The 15,661-nt window shown below is 68.9% G+C and carries 12 protein-coding genes; 7 read left to right on the top strand and 5 right to left on the bottom strand.

Annotated features, from left to right (window positions below; all coding sequences use genetic code 11):
- Window positions 1-92 precede the first annotated feature (92 nt).
- From MRBLWH11_RS02265 to MRBLWH11_RS02290, 6 genes are read left to right on the top strand one after another with little or no spacing between them, the layout of a single operon-like run.
- Window positions 93-1,355: an extracellular solute-binding protein gene (locus MRBLWH11_RS02265; protein WP_116634096.1), complete on the top strand. Its 1,263-nt coding sequence runs from the start codon at window positions 93-95 to the stop codon at window positions 1,353-1,355.
- A 4-nt stretch (window positions 1,356-1,359) separates the two neighbouring features.
- Window positions 1,360-2,334: a sugar ABC transporter permease gene (locus tag MRBLWH11_RS02270; RefSeq protein WP_207769901.1), complete on the top strand. Its 975-nt coding sequence runs from the start codon at window positions 1,360-1,362 to the stop codon at window positions 2,332-2,334.
- Window positions 2,334-3,161, top strand: coding sequence for a carbohydrate ABC transporter permease (locus tag MRBLWH11_RS02275; protein ID WP_341946517.1), 828 nt, complete (start codon window positions 2,334-2,336; stop codon window positions 3,159-3,161). The genes MRBLWH11_RS02270 and MRBLWH11_RS02275 overlap by 1 nt, the downstream gene beginning before the upstream one ends.
- 4 nt (window positions 3,162-3,165) lie before the next feature.
- On the top strand, window positions 3,166-5,310 hold the full coding sequence (locus tag MRBLWH11_RS02280; RefSeq protein ID WP_341946518.1) for a right-handed parallel beta-helix repeat-containing protein: 2,145 nt from the start codon (window positions 3,166-3,168) through the stop codon (window positions 5,308-5,310).
- Between the two features lie 54 nt (window positions 5,311-5,364).
- The gene (locus tag MRBLWH11_RS02285) at window positions 5,365-6,483 is read left to right on the top strand and encodes an Rv2578c family radical SAM protein (protein ID WP_341946519.1); all 1,119 of its coding nucleotides are present in this window, start codon (window positions 5,365-5,367) and stop codon (window positions 6,481-6,483) included.
- 37 nt (window positions 6,484-6,520) lie between these two features.
- Complete coding sequence (locus tag MRBLWH11_RS02290; RefSeq protein WP_341946520.1) at window positions 6,521-7,060, top strand: YaeQ family protein; 540 nt, start codon at window positions 6,521-6,523, stop codon at window positions 7,058-7,060.
- A gap of 318 nt (window positions 7,061-7,378) precedes the next feature.
- On the opposite strand, the gene MRBLWH11_RS02295 is transcribed toward MRBLWH11_RS02290, so the two are convergent.
- Window positions 7,379-9,643: a DEAD/DEAH box helicase gene (locus MRBLWH11_RS02295; RefSeq protein ID WP_341946521.1), complete on the bottom strand. Its 2,265-nt coding sequence runs from the start codon at window positions 9,641-9,643 to the stop codon at window positions 7,379-7,381.
- A 276-nt stretch (window positions 9,644-9,919) separates the two neighbouring features.
- Here MRBLWH11_RS02295 and MRBLWH11_RS02300 point away from each other — a divergent pair, with 276 nt between their 5' ends.
- Window positions 9,920-10,816 (top strand): aldose 1-epimerase family protein, encoded by an 897-nt coding sequence (locus MRBLWH11_RS02300; protein ID WP_341946522.1) that lies wholly within the window; start codon window positions 9,920-9,922, stop codon window positions 10,814-10,816.
- A gap of 121 nt (window positions 10,817-10,937) precedes the next feature.
- Here the strand turns inward: MRBLWH11_RS02300 and MRBLWH11_RS02305 are convergent, their stop codons facing one another.
- The 4 genes from MRBLWH11_RS02305 to MRBLWH11_RS02320 form a co-directional block, all read right to left on the bottom strand.
- Window positions 10,938-14,156 carry an efflux RND transporter permease subunit gene (locus tag MRBLWH11_RS02305; RefSeq protein WP_341946523.1) on the bottom strand — a complete coding sequence of 1,073 codons (3,219 nt, stop codon included), beginning with the start codon at window positions 14,154-14,156 and terminating at the stop codon, window positions 10,938-10,940.
- 15 nt (window positions 14,157-14,171) lie between these two features.
- A complete protein-coding gene (locus MRBLWH11_RS02310) occupies window positions 14,172-14,771 on the bottom strand; it encodes a TetR family transcriptional regulator (RefSeq protein WP_341946524.1) in 600 nt (199 codons plus the stop codon).
- A gap of 78 nt (window positions 14,772-14,849) precedes the next feature.
- Window positions 14,850-15,209, bottom strand: a complete 360-nt coding sequence (locus MRBLWH11_RS02315; protein ID WP_116634086.1) for a CrcB family protein — start codon at window positions 15,207-15,209, stop codon at window positions 14,850-14,852.
- Window positions 15,206-15,595 (bottom strand): CrcB family protein, encoded by a 390-nt coding sequence (locus MRBLWH11_RS02320; RefSeq protein WP_341946525.1) that lies wholly within the window; start codon window positions 15,593-15,595, stop codon window positions 15,206-15,208. Before MRBLWH11_RS02320 ends, MRBLWH11_RS02315 begins: the two co-directional genes overlap by 4 nt.
- Window positions 15,596-15,661: the final 66 nt, after the last annotated feature.

Raw genomic sequence — 15,661 nt, forward strand, 5'->3', positions numbered from 1 at the left:
GCTCGTTTTCATAAGACGTAGTATGTTTCCATCAGAGACCTGCACCCTCGGGTCCTGCAGCAAACTTCTTCATCAACGTTGAGAGGATCGCAATGAAGCGAAGGATCGCCATCCCCGCCGCCATCGGAGTGGCGGCACTTGCACTCACCGGCTGCGGAGGTGCATCGCCCAGCGGCACGACCGGAGGCTCCGGCAGCGACGACAAGCTCGTCATCTGGAACTGGGGCGACGCCGACGAGGCCGCGGCCGCGTACACCGAAGACGTCAAGGCCGCATTCGCGGAGAAGCACCCCGACGTCGAGGTCGAGATCGTCAACCAGCCGTTCGACCAGTACTACACGCTGCTCGGCAGCGCGGTCGAAGCCGGCACCGGTCCCGACCTCGCCCTCTTCAACGGCGGCACGCAGCTCAAGAGCCGCGCCGACACCCTCGTCCCCGTCACCGACGAGCTCGCCGACCTCGAGGACACGCTCGCCGGATGGCCCGCGTTCCAGGCCGACGGCGAGACGTACTCGGCGCCGATGTTCCTTCAGGGCTTCCCGATCTACTACAACAAGGCGCTCTTCACGGCCGCCGGCCTCGACGCCGACACCCCGCCGGCGACCTGGGACGAGCTCGCCGAGGCCTGCACCGCGATCACCGAGAAGACGGATGCCTCGTGCTTCGCGCTCGGCAACAAGGAGGGCCTCGGCATCGAGTTCTTCCTCTCGGGCTTCGCCTCGGGCATCTTCACGCCCGAGGAGTACGACGCCTGGATCGACGGCGAGCGCGACTGGACCGGGGAGCACGCCACGCAGGTCCTGCAGATGTGGGCCGACTCGGCAGCCAACGGCTGGTACAACGAGGGCGCGAACTCCACCGCCATGTTCAACGACTCCTTCGACCTCTTCTCCGGCGGCAAGTCGGCGATGGTCGTCGGCCTCATGAGCGGCACGGCGCACTGGAAGCAGTTCGACGAGTTCCTCGGCGAGGACCTCGGGTTCATGATGCCGGTCAGCACCAACGACGGCACGACGCTGGCCCTCCCCGCCGAGGGCGGCATCGGCTACGCCGTGCTGAACGAGGACAAGAAGGAGCTCGGCGTCGACTGGATCAAGGCCACCGTCGACCACGATGCACTCTCGGCCTACTCCCTCGCGGGTGGCCAGATCACGTCGGACACGACGATCGAGCTCGACACCGACATCGCGTCGGCGAACGACATCGTCGGGGAGCTGCCGGGCAGCAAGCCGCTGCTGCACACGGCGCTCGAGGCCGACACGCTCGACCTTCTGCACCGCCTCGGTCAGCAGCTGCTCGGCGGCGAGGTCACCGTGCAGGACGCCGCAGCCCAGCTGGCAGCGTCGGAGGGCTGATCCCTTGTCGACCGACACCACCTCGACCCGGAGCCTTGTTCTCGAGAACAGGGCTCCGGGCCGCGGCCGCACGAAGCGCGGGGGCCGCGCCGATCTGGGCGTGCCGCTGCGCAAGAAGCCGTGGACGTCCGAGCGCATCGCGCCCTACCTCATGGTGCTGCCGGTCATCCTCATCCTCGCCGTCTTCCGGCTCTACCCGCTCCTGCTCGGCGTGAACTACTCGTTCACCGGCGACAAGGAGCTCAACGGACAGTTCATCGGACTGGACAACTACTTCACCCTCCTCGGCGACGCGCGCTTCCAGGCATCCGCCCGCAACGTGCTGGTCGTGCTGCTGTTCGTGCCGATCCAGGTCTTCGTCGCCGGCATCCTCGCGACGTTCGTCTTCCTCAAGATCCCCGGCCACCGCTTCTACCGCAGCGTGTACTTCCTGCCGGTGGTGCTGTCGCCGATCATCATCGGCGCGATCTTCAACATCCTGCTCGCCGCCAACGGCCCGATCAACGGCGCCCTCGGCGCGGTGAACATCCCCGCCGTCGACTTCCTGGGCCTGCCCGGCACCGCGCTCCCCTCCGTGCTCGTCGTGCACATCTGGGCCACGTTCGGCATGGCCTTCACGATCTTCCTCGCCGGCTTCGCGACCCTCGACGCCGAGCTGCTCGACGCCGCGAAGATCGACGGCGCGAACCTGTGGCAGCAGATCGTGCACGTCATCATCCCGAGCCTCAGCCAGACCATCCAGTTCGTGTTCGTCACGACCACGATCGGCATGCTCACCGGCCTGTTCGGCCTGCTCTACACGATGACCGCCGGAGGGCCGGGAGCCGCGAGCTACCTGCCCGAGTTCCTCATCTGGAAGCTCAACGGCGAGGCCCGACCGGCGCTGGCGTCGGCGGCATCCGTCTTCCTGCTGCTCATCGTCCTCGTGATCGGCCTGATCCAGATCCGCGTGCTCCGCCGCGCCACCAAGGAGGCATGATGCGCCGGGAACGCCTGGGCAAGTGGCTCATCGCCATCCCCATGATGCTGCTGGCCATCGCCACCATCGCGCCCATGCTCTACGGGCTGAACATCTCGCTCAAGACGCGCAAGGACTACGTGCTCGACCGCCTGGGCGTCACGCAGACGTTCAACGTGCAGAACTTCATCGACGCGTGGACCAACGCCGACATGGGCCGCTACTTCATGAACACGATCATCGTGACCGTGTTCTCGGTCGCGATCCTGCTCGTGCTCGCCTCGATGTGCGGCTACGCGCTCAGCCACCTGACGTTCCGCGGCAGCAAGGTCGCGTTCCTGATCATCCTGGCGATGATGATGATCCCGTTCCAGGTGATCATGGTCCCGACCATCAAGGTGCTCAGCGACATGGGGCTGATCAACTCGTTCCCGGGGCTGATCATCGCCTACGTCGCACAGTTCCTGCCGTTCACCGTGTTCTTCATGACCTCGTACTACTCCGGCATCCCGAAGGAGCTCACCGAGGCGGCGCGCGTCGACGGCAACGGGCTGTTCGGCGTGTGGGCGCGCATCATGATCCCGGTGGGCAAGCCCGCGCTGATCTCGATGGGCATCCTGAACGCGCTGTTCGTCTGGAACGACATCCTCATCGCGCTCCTGATCATGCAGTCGCCGCAGAACCGCACCGTCATGGTCGGAGTCAGCGCGCTGCGCGGCCAGTACCCCGACAACGTGCCGACGTACATCGCCGGCGTGCTGCTCGCGGTGCTGCCGATCATCGTCGTGTACCTGATCTTCCAGCGGCAGATCTCGGCCGGAGTCACCGCCGGCGCCACGAAGGGCTGACTCCATGAGCACGGACCGGATCGAGGTGTACGCCGCTCCGGACGGATCGCCCTACGCGGACGGCTCGCACGGGTACCCCGCGAACGACCTCGCGCACGCGCTCGCGCTCGTGCGGAAGCGACGAGAGCCGGGGCAGCGCGCCGTGATCTGGATGGCCGGCGGCGAGTACGCCCACACCGCCCCGGTGTCATTCACGGCGGCCGACTCGTTCACCTCGGTGGTGGCTGTCGACCCGTCGAATCCGCCCGTGCTCCGAGGATCCGCACGCATCACCGGATGGCGTCCGGTCACGGTCAACGGCGTCGACGCGTTCGCCGCCCCCTCCCCCCGCGCGGTCGCCCGCCGCCTGTACGTCGACGGCGTCGCGGCATCCCGCCCCCGCTACCCGCGCGAAGGATTCCTGCGTGTCGAGGAGCAGACCGGGCTCGACCCTGCCGGGAGCTTCGTGGGCACGCTGTTCGACGGCGCAGCATCCTTCCGGTTCGCCGAGGGCGACATCCCCTCGCTCGCTCAGGAGGAGGCGGTCGAGATCGTCGTGCCGCACTACTGGGTGCAGGAGCGGATGCCGATCACCGCGATCGACCGCGAGAACCACACGATCACGAGCTCGCTGCGGAGCATCTTCGCCCTGCGCGACGATGCCGCCGCGCTCTTCGCGCGGTACTACCTCGACAACGTCGCCGAGAGCTTCGGCGAGGTCGCGGGCGAGTGGTACCTCGACCCGACGGGCGAGCTGGTCGGCGCATCCGGCCCGCACGTGCTGTACCTGCCCGCGCCGGGTGTCGACATCGCGGACCTCGACGTGCGGATGCCGGTGGTCGAGGCGTTCACGACGCTCGACGGCACGGCCGAGGCCCCGGTGCGCGAGGTGCGGTTCGAGGGCATCCGCTTCGCCGAGGCCGACTTCGAGGCCGTGCCTGCGGCCGTTCCGCCGTTCGGCGTGCGGGAGGACCCGCAGCTTCCGGCGGACGGGCGATACGCCGCCGACGTGCAGGCGGCGAGCAGCGTGCCGGCGGCTCTGCAGTTCTCGTTCGCGCGATCGTGCGCAGTCGTCGGCGGGGCGATCGAGCGCGTCGGCGGATACGGCGTCAGCCTGGATGCCGGAACGCGCGGCACGCTGATCAGCGGCGTCGAGTTCCGCGATCTGGGTGCGGGCGCGGTGCGCTCGGGCGGCGGGATCGACGCGCTGGCCGCCGACTACAACCAGGCCAACGAGATCTCGGACTGCCTGATCGAGCGGGGCGGACAGGTCTATCCGAACGCCGTCGCGGTGCTGTTCCAGCACGGGTCGCACAACGTCATCGCACACAACGAGATCCGCGAGTTCCTCTATTCGGGGATCTCGGTCGGCTGGATGTGGGACTACCTGCACAACCCGTCCGAGGGCAACCGCATCGAGGGCAACCACATCCACCACCTGGGCGGCGGACTGCTCAACGACATGGGCGGCGTCTATCTGCTGGGCATCGCGCCCGGCACCGTGATCCGCGGCAACCGCATCCACGATGTCGAGTGCGCGAACTACGGCGGGTGGGGCATCTACCTCGACGAGGGGTCTTCGCACGTGGTCATCGAGCAGAACGTCGTGCACGACGTCTCGAGCCAGGCGTACCACCAGCACTACGGCCGCGAGGTGATCATCCGCGACAACGTCTGGGCCTTCGGCCGCAACGGGCAGATCTCGATCACGCGCCCGGAGGACCACGTCTCGTTCACGTTCCACCGCAACATCGTGGTCGGCGACGGGATGCCGGCGTTCGTCGGATATCCGGACCACCGTGACATCCGGAACTTCGGCATCGACAGCGACCTCAACCTGTTCTGGGACGCGGCGCCGATCGACGGCGCCGCGCGTGCGGCGAACGCGGCGCGCGCGACCGGCGCGGACGGACGGGTCGGCTTCGAGATCGTCGAGCCGCTCGACGACGAATGGGCCCGGCTCGGGCACGACCGGCATTCGATCACGGCGGATCCGCTGTTCGTGGATGCGGAGGCGCGCGACCTGCGGGTGCGATCAGGGTCTCCGGCGGAAGAACTGGGCATCCGGGTTCCGGACGTGCGCGGAGCGGGGCCCCGGCCTGTCGCCGAGCGGCGGCATCCGCTGGCCTCGGAGACGCGCGTCGATCCGTTCCTCCCCACGCAGGGATAGTCCTTTTCTTCGAATCTCGCTTGCGTTAACTTCGATCACATGTTCGAATGAAGCATGCGCTGGCAGGGACAGAAGCTCGGAGAGAAGGATGCGGCGGCGCTCCCCGGTCTCGAAGACCGGTCGAGCGTGCTGCGGTCGGTGACGACCCCCGATTTCGCGGGGATGACGTTCCACGAGGTGCTGTCGAAGTCCGCGCTGAACCATGTTCCGGGCGCTTCGCGCATGCCCTTCGCGTGGACGATCAACCCGTACCGCGGATGCAGTCATGCCTGCCTTTACTGTTTCGCTCGCGGCACCCATGAGTACCTCGACCTCGACGGAGGAGCCGACTTCGACTCGCAGATCGTCGTGAAGGTCAACGTCGTGGACGTGCTCGAGAAGGAGCTGCGCAAGGGCAGCTGGCAGCACGAGACCGTCGCGCTCGGCACGAACACCGATCCGTACCAGCGTGCCGAGGGCCGCTACAAGCTCATGCCGGGGATCATCGAGACACTCGCGGCATCCGGCACTCCCCTGTCGATCCTCACGAAGGGCACGCTGATCCGGCGCGACATCCCACTCCTCGTCAGGGCCGCCGGGCGCGTTCCGGTCGACGTGCAGATGTCGATCGCCATGTATGACGACGAGCTGCAGAAGTCGATCGAACCGGGGGCTCCGACGACCCAGGCGCGGCTCGACACCGTGCGCGCTCTCGCAGATGCCGGGTTCCGGGTGACGGTCTTCCTGATGCCGATCATGCCGCACATGACGGACTCGGTCGAAGCGATCGACGACGCGCTCACGCGCATCGAGGCAACCGGTGCGCGCAGCGTGATCTACGGCGCACTGCACCTGCGCCCCGGGGTGAAGCCGTGGTTCTTCCAGTGGCTCGAGATGGCCCGCCCCGACCTCGTGTCGTCGTACCGCGGACTGTATCCCGGTGCCTCCGCCGAGGCCCCGAAGGCATACCGGCAGTGGCTCGCCAAGCGCGCGCGTCCGCTCATCCGTGCCCACGGACTCGACGGACGGCACGAAGACGACTATCCGCAACGCGGAGTCCGTCCCGGGCAGGGGCACGTCGAGTCGATCTGGCGTCAGGGAAGTGTGCAGAGCACCGGCCGCCCGGGCGCACCCGTCACGTTCCGGACGACAGGCTCGGCCTCGGCATCCCCCGCGCAGCCGATGCTCTTCTGAACGGGCGCACCGCGTCAGCCGCGTAGGCTCGACAGTTATGGCTACCGGCTCCACGATGCACACGTTCGACGTCCAGCTGGCCGACACCGATCGGGGCGTCTACGAGGACTACGCGCTGCGCGTGGCGCGGCATCCGTCCGAGACCGACGCCTACATGATCACGCGCGTCCTGGCCCACGGACTGGAGCACACCGAGGGGATCGCGTTCGGCGACGGCATCTCGTCGACGGAGGAACCCGCCGTGATCGTGCGCGACATGACCGGTGCCATCATGGCCTGGATCGAGATCGGCGCCCCCGATGCCGAGCGCCTGCACTACGGCAGCCGACTCGCCGAGCGCACCGTCGTCTACACGCACCGCGACCCCGCCAAGGTCATGGCGCCGTGGGCGGGGAAGAAGATCCACCGGTCGGATGAGATCCGCGTGTACAGCTTCGACCCGGGCTTCATCGACTCGGCTGCGGCGCTGATCGAGCGCCGCAACACCCTCACCCTCACGGTGACCGAGCAGGTGCTCTACCTCGACCTGAACGGCACGAGCCTCACCTCGAGCATCCACGAGCACGAGCTGGCCTGACGGCACCTCGCCCTCGGGCGGAGATCTCTCCGTCGGGAGGAGCCCTCGGCGCGGAATCTCAGCCCGACACTGCGATCTCAGCCCGACACTGCGATCTCAGCCCGACGCGGTGTTCTCAGCCCGACGCGGTGTTCTCAGCCCGACGCGGTGTTCTCAGCCCGACACTGCGATCTCAGCCCGACGCGGTGTTCTCAGCCCTGTGCGGTCGTTCACAACTCAGCAAGAACAGTGCCGAAAGGGCCCAAGACATGTCGTCCCGGGCCCTTTCGAGCGAATATTGCTGAGTTGTGAACGCGTCGACCTCTCGGCCCGGGCGACTCAGCTCGTGAGAGCCGCCGCGGTCGGCATGCGACCGGTGATCTCCTCGATGATGTCGTCATCGAGACGCGCGTTCTCGAACGGGGCGTCGATCTCGGCGCGGTCGAGCAGCTCGGTCATACGGCGCTGACGCTGACGCGTGATGAGCGTGACCACGCGACCCGAGCGACCGGCGCGGCCGGTGCGGCCGGAGCGGTGCAGGTACGTCTTGTACTCGTCGGGGGCATCGGCCTGGACGACCAGGTCGATGTCGTCGACGTGGATGCCGCGGGCCGCGACATCCGTCGCGACCAGCACGTTCACGCGACCCGAGGTCAGACGCTCCAGGTTGCGCGTGCGCTTGGCCTGGTTCAGGTCGCCGTGCAGCGAGACGGCCGGGATGCCGGCGTCGTCGAACTGCTCGGCGAGCATGTCGGCGTAGGCACGGGTGCGGGCGAACACGAGAGTCTTGCCCTCGCGGTCGACGAGCGAGGTGAGGATGTCGGCCTTGTCACGGTGCTCGATCACGAGCACGCGGTGCTCGATCGTGCTCGAGCCCTGGTCCTCACCGGCGACCTCGAAGACCGCGGGATCGATCAGGAACTCGTCGACGAGAGCCGCGACCTCACGGTCGAGCGTCGCCGAGAAGAGGAGCTTCTGGCTGCCGTCCGCCGTGTGCCGCAGGATGCGCTGCACGGGCTCGACGAATCCGAGCTCGCACATGTGGTCGGCCTCGTCGAGCACCGCGATGCGGCAGTCGGAGAGGTCGAGCTTGCCCTGGTTGATCAGGTCCTCGATGCGACCGGGGGTGCCGATCACGATGTCGACGCCCTTCTTGAGCGCACCGACCTGACGACCCTGGGGCACGCCACCGTAGATCTGCGTGGTGAAGAGTCCGACGCTGCGCGCGATCGGCTGGATCGTGCGGTCGATCTGCAGCGCGAGCTCGCGCGTCGGAGCGAGGATGATCGCGCGCGGCGACCGGCCGAACTCACGGCGCTTGCCGGCCTGCGACTTCAGCACGTTCTCGACGAGCGGAGCGCCGAAGGCGATGGTCTTGCCGGAGCCGGTGCGGCCGCGGGCGAGGACGTCGCGGCCCTCGAGCACTGCGGGGATGCTGGCGGCCTGGATGGCGAACGGCGATGCCGCTCCCAGACCGGCCAGAGTCTCGACGATGTTCGAGCCCAGCCCGAGATCGCTGAAGCTCACGCCGTCGACCTCGACCGCCTCGACGGACTTCGCCTCGAGGCGCTCGTGAACGACGTCGGCGCCCGGCTCGAACTTCGCCGCCGCAGGTGCGGGGCGGCTCGTCGCATTCCAGTCGTTGCGGCTCGGACGCTCGTTGCGGGCCGGACGCCCGCGGGTGTCCGAGGTCAGCGGACGCACGCGCTCGGTGCGGTACGCGCCGCCGGTCGACGGACGGGTCCGCTCGCCGCCGCGGGAATCGCGCGCGTCGCGGTCGTACCGCGGGCGCTCGGTGCGGTCGGACGAGGTGCGGTCGTCGCGGCGGGGACGATCGTCGCGCGGCGCGTCGAACGAACGCTGCGTGCGATCGCGGTCGAAGGCGCGGCGCGCGCGATCCGCATCGTACGAGCGCTCCGGGCGCTCGGCACCTCCGCGGTTCGGGCGGTCGTAGCCACGACCCTGCGGCGCGGCACCCCGATCGTCACGACGCGGACGCTCGTCACGATCGAAACGCTGGCCACCGCGCTCGTCGCGGTAGCTGCCGGGACCGGTGGGACGCTGGCCGCGGCGGTCGTCACGGACCGGACGTCCGCCGTCGCGGTGATCGTTGTCGCGGAAGCCCCGACGCTCGGTCGATGCCCCGCGGTCATCGCGGCGCGCACGGTCGTCGCGATCGAAGCGCTGACCCCCGCGGTCATCGCGGTAGGTGCCGGGGCCCGTGGGCCGACGGTCGTCACCGCGGTGGTGCGGCGCCTCGCGACGGCCGGACTCGGCGCGGTTGCGGATGCTGCGGGCCTCGTCGCGCCCGGCGCGCTCCTGCGCGTTCCAGCGCTGCTTCGGGGCGCCCGACTCGGCCTCGGCCGGACGATAGCCGCGGTGACCGGCGCTGCGGCTGCCCGGTCGACGGTCGTAGCCGCCGGCGGCGGGAGCGGTGCGGCGTTCGCCGGCATCCGCACGTCCGCCGCGCTCAGGGCGGGCGCCGTCACGGGCGGCGTCGCGGCCACCCGCGTGACGGTCGTGGAACGAGGTCTTCTTGGCGCCGTAGCGCGGCTCGAAGTTGGCGGAGGGTCGTCCGCCGCGGGGCTTCTTGTTCTTGGGCAAAGCAGGTGTCCTTCTGAGTTCTCGCACGAGAACAGCGCTGCGCGCACGCGCGAGCACCCGGTGCTTCCTCGCAGAGGAGATGAAGCGGGGTTCCGGACTGTCAGCGGCCGGGGCCATTCATGTGATGGTTGATTTGCGTCGATCGACGCTCACCATCGGCCCCTGGACTCACACTTCTTACACAAAAACGTCCGCGCCATGCGCGGGCGTCCGAAGCCGACCGGACGAGTCTAGCGGTCGCACCTGAGAGAGTCATCCGCGCCATACGATGGCGAGGTGAGTTCCGCATCCCCCACCGGCACCCAGGTGCACCTCCAGTCCGGCGACGTCTCGGCCCAGATCGCCCAGGTCGGAGCCTCTCTCCGTTCCCTCCGCGTCGACGGGATCGACCTCGTGACGCCGTATCCGCTCGACATCCCGACGCCGTCGTGCTCGGGCGTCGTCCTCACGCCCTGGCCGAATCGCGTGCGCGACGGGCTCTGGGACGACCGGGGGACCGCGCGCCAGCTCGCCCTCACCGAGCCCAAGTTCCGCAACGCCAGTCACGGGCTGCTGCGCTTCTCGGCCTACGAGATCGAGCAGACGGATGCCGCCGCCACCCTCAGCGCGACGATCGTGCCGCAGACCGGATACCCGTATCTGATCGAGACCTCGGTCACCTATCTGCTGACGGATGCCGGCATCGAGGTCGTCCACGTCCTGACGAACCGGTCGGCCGAACCGGCGCCGGTCGCGCTCGGCACCCACCCTTTCGTCACGATCGGCGATGTCGACCCCCGCGACCTCGTGCTGCGGGTTCCGGCCCAGACCGCGTTCGTGACCGACGAGCGGATGCTCCCCACCGGCACACGTCCGGCCGATGCCGCTCTGCGGGACGGCATCCGCCTGGGCGACACGACCCTCGACACCGGCTTCACCGATCTCGCGCGCGACGAGGACGGGCTGGTCCGCACCACACTCACGGCCCCCGACGGCCGCCGACTGACTCTCTGGCAGGGCGAGGGCTTCGACTTCGTGCAGGTCTACACCGCGACGAACTACCCGGGTCAGGACCTCGCTGTCGCGATCGAGCCCATGACGGCGCCGGCCGACGCGCTCAACAGCGGCCTCGGCATCCGCCGTCTCGCCTCCGACGAGTCCTGGACCCTGCGCTGGGGCATCACGCTCGGCTGATTCGCCGCGGTCTCGTCCCTGGGCCGTTCATAACTCCGCAAGAACGGAGGCCACCGGGGCGGGAATGGTCGATTCCGCCCCGGCGGTCCGGACTCTTGCTGAATTGTGAACGCCGTGGCGGCTAGACGAGCCCGCGGTCGCGCAGCTCGCGGCGCGTCAGGTGCGACAGATCGGGCAGACCGCTCGCATCCACGGTGACCGAGTCCGTCGATGCGTCCGCAGACGCGGGCGCCTTGGGATCGACTGGCGCGTCCGGATCGGAACCCGCGCCCGCGGCATCCGATCCGCCGCCCTTGCGGGCGCGGCGCCGCTCCTTCGCACCCTCGACGAGGTTGTAGAGCGTCGGCAGCACGATCAGGGTCAGCACGGTCGAGGAGAGCAGTCCGCCGATCACCACGATCGCGAGCGGCTGCGAGATGAAGCCGCCATGCCCCGTGATGCCGAGAGCCATCGGGGTCAGCGCCAGGATCGTCGCGAGCGCCGTCATGAGGATCGGCCGCAGTCGCTTCTCGCCACCGGCCTTCACCGCCTCGACGGTCGACAGACCCTTCTCCCGATACTGGTTCACGAGGTCGATGAGCACGATCGCGTTCGTCACCACGATGCCGATCAGCATCAGCACGCCGATCAGCGACGCCACGCCGAGCGGCACGCCCGTGATGATCTGCAGCAGGATCGCGCCGGTCGCCGCGAACGGCACCGACACGAGCAGCAGCAGCGGCTGACGCAGCGACTTGAACGTCGCCACCATCACGACGTACACGATGAGGATCGCGGCCAGCATCGCCAGACCCAGCTGCGAGAACGAGTCGGCCTGCTGCGAGGCGACACCGCCGACCTCGGCGGAGGCGCCGTCTGGCAGCTCCGCGGCGGCGAGCGCCTCATTCACCGACGCCGTCGCGGTCGCGAGGTTGTCGGATGCCGGCGGCACGGTGATCGTCGCGGTGCGGCGGCCCTGCTCCGTGGTGATGGAGGTGGGGCCGTTGCGCTCCTCGACGGTCGCGATGTCCTGCAGCTGCACGATGCCGAGCGGGGTCGGGATCGCGAGGGCCTTCAGGGCGTCGATGGTGGTCGGCGGCTCCGGTGTGACGATGTAGATCGTCAGCGCGGTGTCGTCGATCTCGACGGTGCCGGCCTGCTGCGGGCGCATGGTGCTCGACACGATCGACCCGACCGCGACCTCGGACAGCCCGCGCTGGGCGGCCGCCGCACGATCGACCACGACGGCGATGTAGGGCAGCGATGCCGCCAGGTTGTCGGTCACCTGGCCGACTCCGGCACGACCGTCGAGCTCGTCCATCACAGACGTCGTCGCGGTCTGCAGGTCATCGGCGTTCGACGCCGAGACGGCGATCTCGATGTCGCTCGAGCCGAAGCCGGCGGATGCCGCCACCGACACGTCGCCGACCTCGTCGCCGAGTCCGTCGATCGCGTCCTGCACGTCGGCGCGCAGCTTCTCCTGATCGGCGTCACCGTCGGTCAGCACCGAGTAGGTGACCCCGGCCCCACCCGAGAAGGCGTCGCGCAGCGCCGAGCCGCTCGACCCGATCGATGCCTGCACGTGCTCGATGCCGTCGATGCCCAGCAGAGCGTCCTCGACCTGGACGGCGGCCTCCGACTTCGCCTCGAGGCTCGCGGTCGGACCGAGGTCCTGCGTGACCGTCATCGTGTTCTGGCCCGAGTCGCCGAGGAAGTTGACCTTCATCAGCGGCGCGGCGGCGAGCGTGCCGCCCAGCACCACCACGGCGAGGATCACCGTGACGACCGAGTGCTTCAGGGTCCAGCCGAGGATGGGCCGGTACCGGCGCTGCAGCCATGTGGGCGGAGCATCGGGGTGCTCGGGGTCGATCGCCACGCCGTTCTCGTCGAGCAGCGGCTTGCCGGGGCGGAGGAACCAGTATGCGAGCACCGGCACGATCGTCAGCGAGACGAGCAGGGACGCGATCATGGCGATCGCCACGGTCATCGCGAACGGACGGAAGAGCTCGCCGACCATGTCTCCGACGAACACGATCGGGAGGAACACCGCGACGGTCGTGATCGTGGATGCCGTGACGGCCATCGCGACCTCGCGCACCGCGAGCCTGATCGCATCGCCCTTGTCGGCGTCGCCGACATAGTGACGTTTGATGTTCTCGATCACGACGATGGAGTCGTCGACCACGCGGCCGATCGCGATCGTGAGCGCGCCGAGCGTCAGGATGTTCAGGGAGTAGCCGAAGGCCTGCAGCCCGATGAAGGTGATGAGCACCGAGGTCGGGATCGAGATCGCCGTCACCAGGGTCGAGCGGATCGACAGCAGGAAGACCAGGATGACGATCACCGCGAACGCGAGTCCGAGAAGGCCCTCCGTCGCGAGGCTCTCGATGGACTGCACGATGAACGGCGCCTGGTCGAAGATGACCGTGAACTCGGCATCCGGGAACGCCTTGCCGATCTCGTCCAGCGCGGCGAGCACGCCCTGCGAGACCTCGACGGTGTTCGCGGCAGGGAGCTTGGTGATCGAGATGGAGAGCGCGTCCTTGCCGTCGACGCGCGAGATCGAGCTGATCGGGTCGGACTCCTGCGCGACCGTCGCCACATCGCCGATCGTCAGCGCGCTGCCGACGAGCGGAAGAGCGGCGATCTCGTCGACGGACGTGATCTTCGCGCCCGTCTGGACGGTGAGGGTCTGGCCGTTCTCGGTGATGTCGCCGCCCGGGAAGAGCGTGCCGTTCTGCTGCAGCGCCGACGTGATCGCCTGCGTGCTCTGCCCCTCGGCGGCCAGCAGCGCGAAGTCGGGGGTGATGGTGATCCGCTGGCCGACGCCGCCGATCAGCTGCGCGGCGTTGACGCCGTCGACGTCTTCGAGGTCGGGGATCGCGACGCTCTGGAGCTCTGCCTGTGCGTTGTCGGCATCCTCGAATCCGGTCACCGCCACCTGGATCACCGGGAAGTCGTCGATCGAGACCGCGAGCACCTGCGGGCTCACGTCTTCGGGGAGCTGGCCCGAGATGCGGTTGATCGCCTGCTGGATCTTCTGCTCCGCGGTCGCGAGGTTCGTGCCGTAGGCGAAGGTCGCCTGCACGATCGACGCGTTCGTGGTGCTCGTCGCCGTCGTCCCCTCGAGGCCGGGCACACCCTGGATGGCGGATTCGACCGGCGTCGAGACGTCGTTCTCGACGACCTCGGGCGACGCTCCGGGGTACGTCGTCATGACCATGAGGTTGGGCAGCTCGAGCGAGGGGATGAGCTCCTGCTTGAGGTTGGTCAGCGCCAGACCGCCGAACACCGCGGCGACGATCGTGATGAGGGCGATGAGCGCCCGGTTCTTCAGGCTCAGGACGGCGAGATTCGACACGGCGGATTCCTCGGTTCAGGGTGCGGACGGCGCAGCGGTGCGACCGGGATTGTCATCATTCTCGGGCATGCCGAGGAGCTGGGTGAGTGCGGTCTCGATGAAGGCGTGATCCGGGGTAGTCTCCCGGATCTGGGTGCTCCACATGACCCCGTCGATGAAGATCATCGCGGCTGTCGCCCTGTCGTACCCGTAGGCAGGCTCGAGCAGGGCGACCAGCTGCTCGGACAGGTGCTGCGCGAGCTTGCGCAGGCGGGGGTCGTGGATGGCGGCGGTGACGACGGCCCGATCGGCTTTCACGGCCCGGGCGTCGTCGAGGCCCTCGGTGATCAGATCGGCGATCACGGCCGGGCTGACCCCGCGCTCGGCGAGGGCGATGCGCACGCCGTCGAGTCGCGCGTCGACCTCGTCCGCGAGGGCGCGGAGAGCGGCGGAGCGGAGGTCGTCGAGCGTGTCGAAGTACTGGGTGGTCGCGCCGAGCGGAACGCCGGCGCGGGCGGCGACCATGCGGTGGGTGAGGCCGTCGGCGCCGACCTCGACGATCAGCTCCGCCGCGGCGGTGACGATCTCCCGACGGCGCGCTTCAGGGTCACGTCGACGACGCGCGCTCTCCCCCATCGGGCACCCCCTGGACTTCCGTACATGTACGTTTGTACATTTTCGGATTGTGAGGATGCTGGGAGCCGTGCTCGCGCCTCAGAGCGCAGCGCCGAGCATGAGCCCGAGCCCCGCCGCGGCGAGCCCCAGCACCAGCATCCCGATCGCGTTGACAGCGGATGCCGGGCGCTCGCCGTCGCGCCAGAGCGCGACCGTGTCGAGCATCGCGGTGCTGAAGGTCGTGTAGCCGCCGAGCAGACCCGCGCCGAGGAGGAACGCCGCATCGGGCAGCGCGGTGGTCACGAGGCCGAGCGCGAAGGACCCGGTGACGTTCACGATGAGGATGCCCCACGGGAGACGGCGGCCGGCGAGACGCGCGACGCCGAGGTCGGCGAGGTAGCGCAGCACGGCGCCGATCCCGCCGGCGAGGGCAGCCGCGACGAAGAGCAGCGGATTCACGACGCGGCCTCCGTCGTCCGGCGAGGGCGGCCGAGTCGCAGGCCGAGAGACGCGGCGGCGACGCCCAGCATGAGACTTCCGAGGGCGTAGGCCCCGGCCAGCAGCGGCGCGTCCGTCCACAGCGCCAGCGTGCCGGTCATGAACGCGCTGTATGTCGTGAACCCGCCGAGCACGCCGGTGCCGAGCAGCAGTCGAAGATCGGTGGATGCCGCAAGGCGCGCGGCGACGACGCCGATCAGGAACGCCCCGAGGATGTTCGCGACGAGGACCGCGACCGGGAATCCGCCCTGGTCGGGGATCGCGAGCCCCAGCCCCAGCCGGGCCGCCGTGCCGACCGTGCCGCCGAGGGCGACGAGCAGGACGCGGCGGAAGTTCACTTTCGTCACTGTAGTCGCCTGTGGCAGCGCGGCGCCCCGATGTCAAGGCAGTGGGTCCTGAGCCGCCGAGGGCGT

Source organism: Microbacterium sp. LWH11-1.2, from assembly GCF_038397745.1.
Taxonomy (GTDB): domain Bacteria; phylum Actinomycetota; class Actinomycetes; order Actinomycetales; family Microbacteriaceae; genus Microbacterium.

Excerpts from the sequence above, each read along its gene's own strand:
- MRBLWH11_RS02275 (WP_341946517.1), top strand. The coding sequence starts at position 2,334 with ATGCGCCGGGAACGCCTGGGCAAGTGGCTCATCGCCATCCCCATGATG.
- MRBLWH11_RS02310 (WP_341946524.1), bottom strand. The coding sequence starts at position 14,771 with ATGGGGGAGAGCGCGCGTCGTCGACGTGACCCTGAAGCGCGCCGTCGG.
- MRBLWH11_RS02290 (WP_341946520.1), top strand. The coding sequence starts at position 6,521 with ATGGCTACCGGCTCCACGATGCACACGTTCGACGTCCAGCTGGCCGAC.
- MRBLWH11_RS02285 (WP_341946519.1), top strand. The coding sequence starts at position 5,365 with ATGCGCTGGCAGGGACAGAAGCTCGGAGAGAAGGATGCGGCGGCGCTC.
- MRBLWH11_RS02280 (WP_341946518.1), top strand. The coding sequence starts at position 3,166 with ATGAGCACGGACCGGATCGAGGTGTACGCCGCTCCGGACGGATCGCCC.
- MRBLWH11_RS02265 (WP_116634096.1), top strand. The coding sequence starts at position 93 with ATGAAGCGAAGGATCGCCATCCCCGCCGCCATCGGAGTGGCGGCACTT.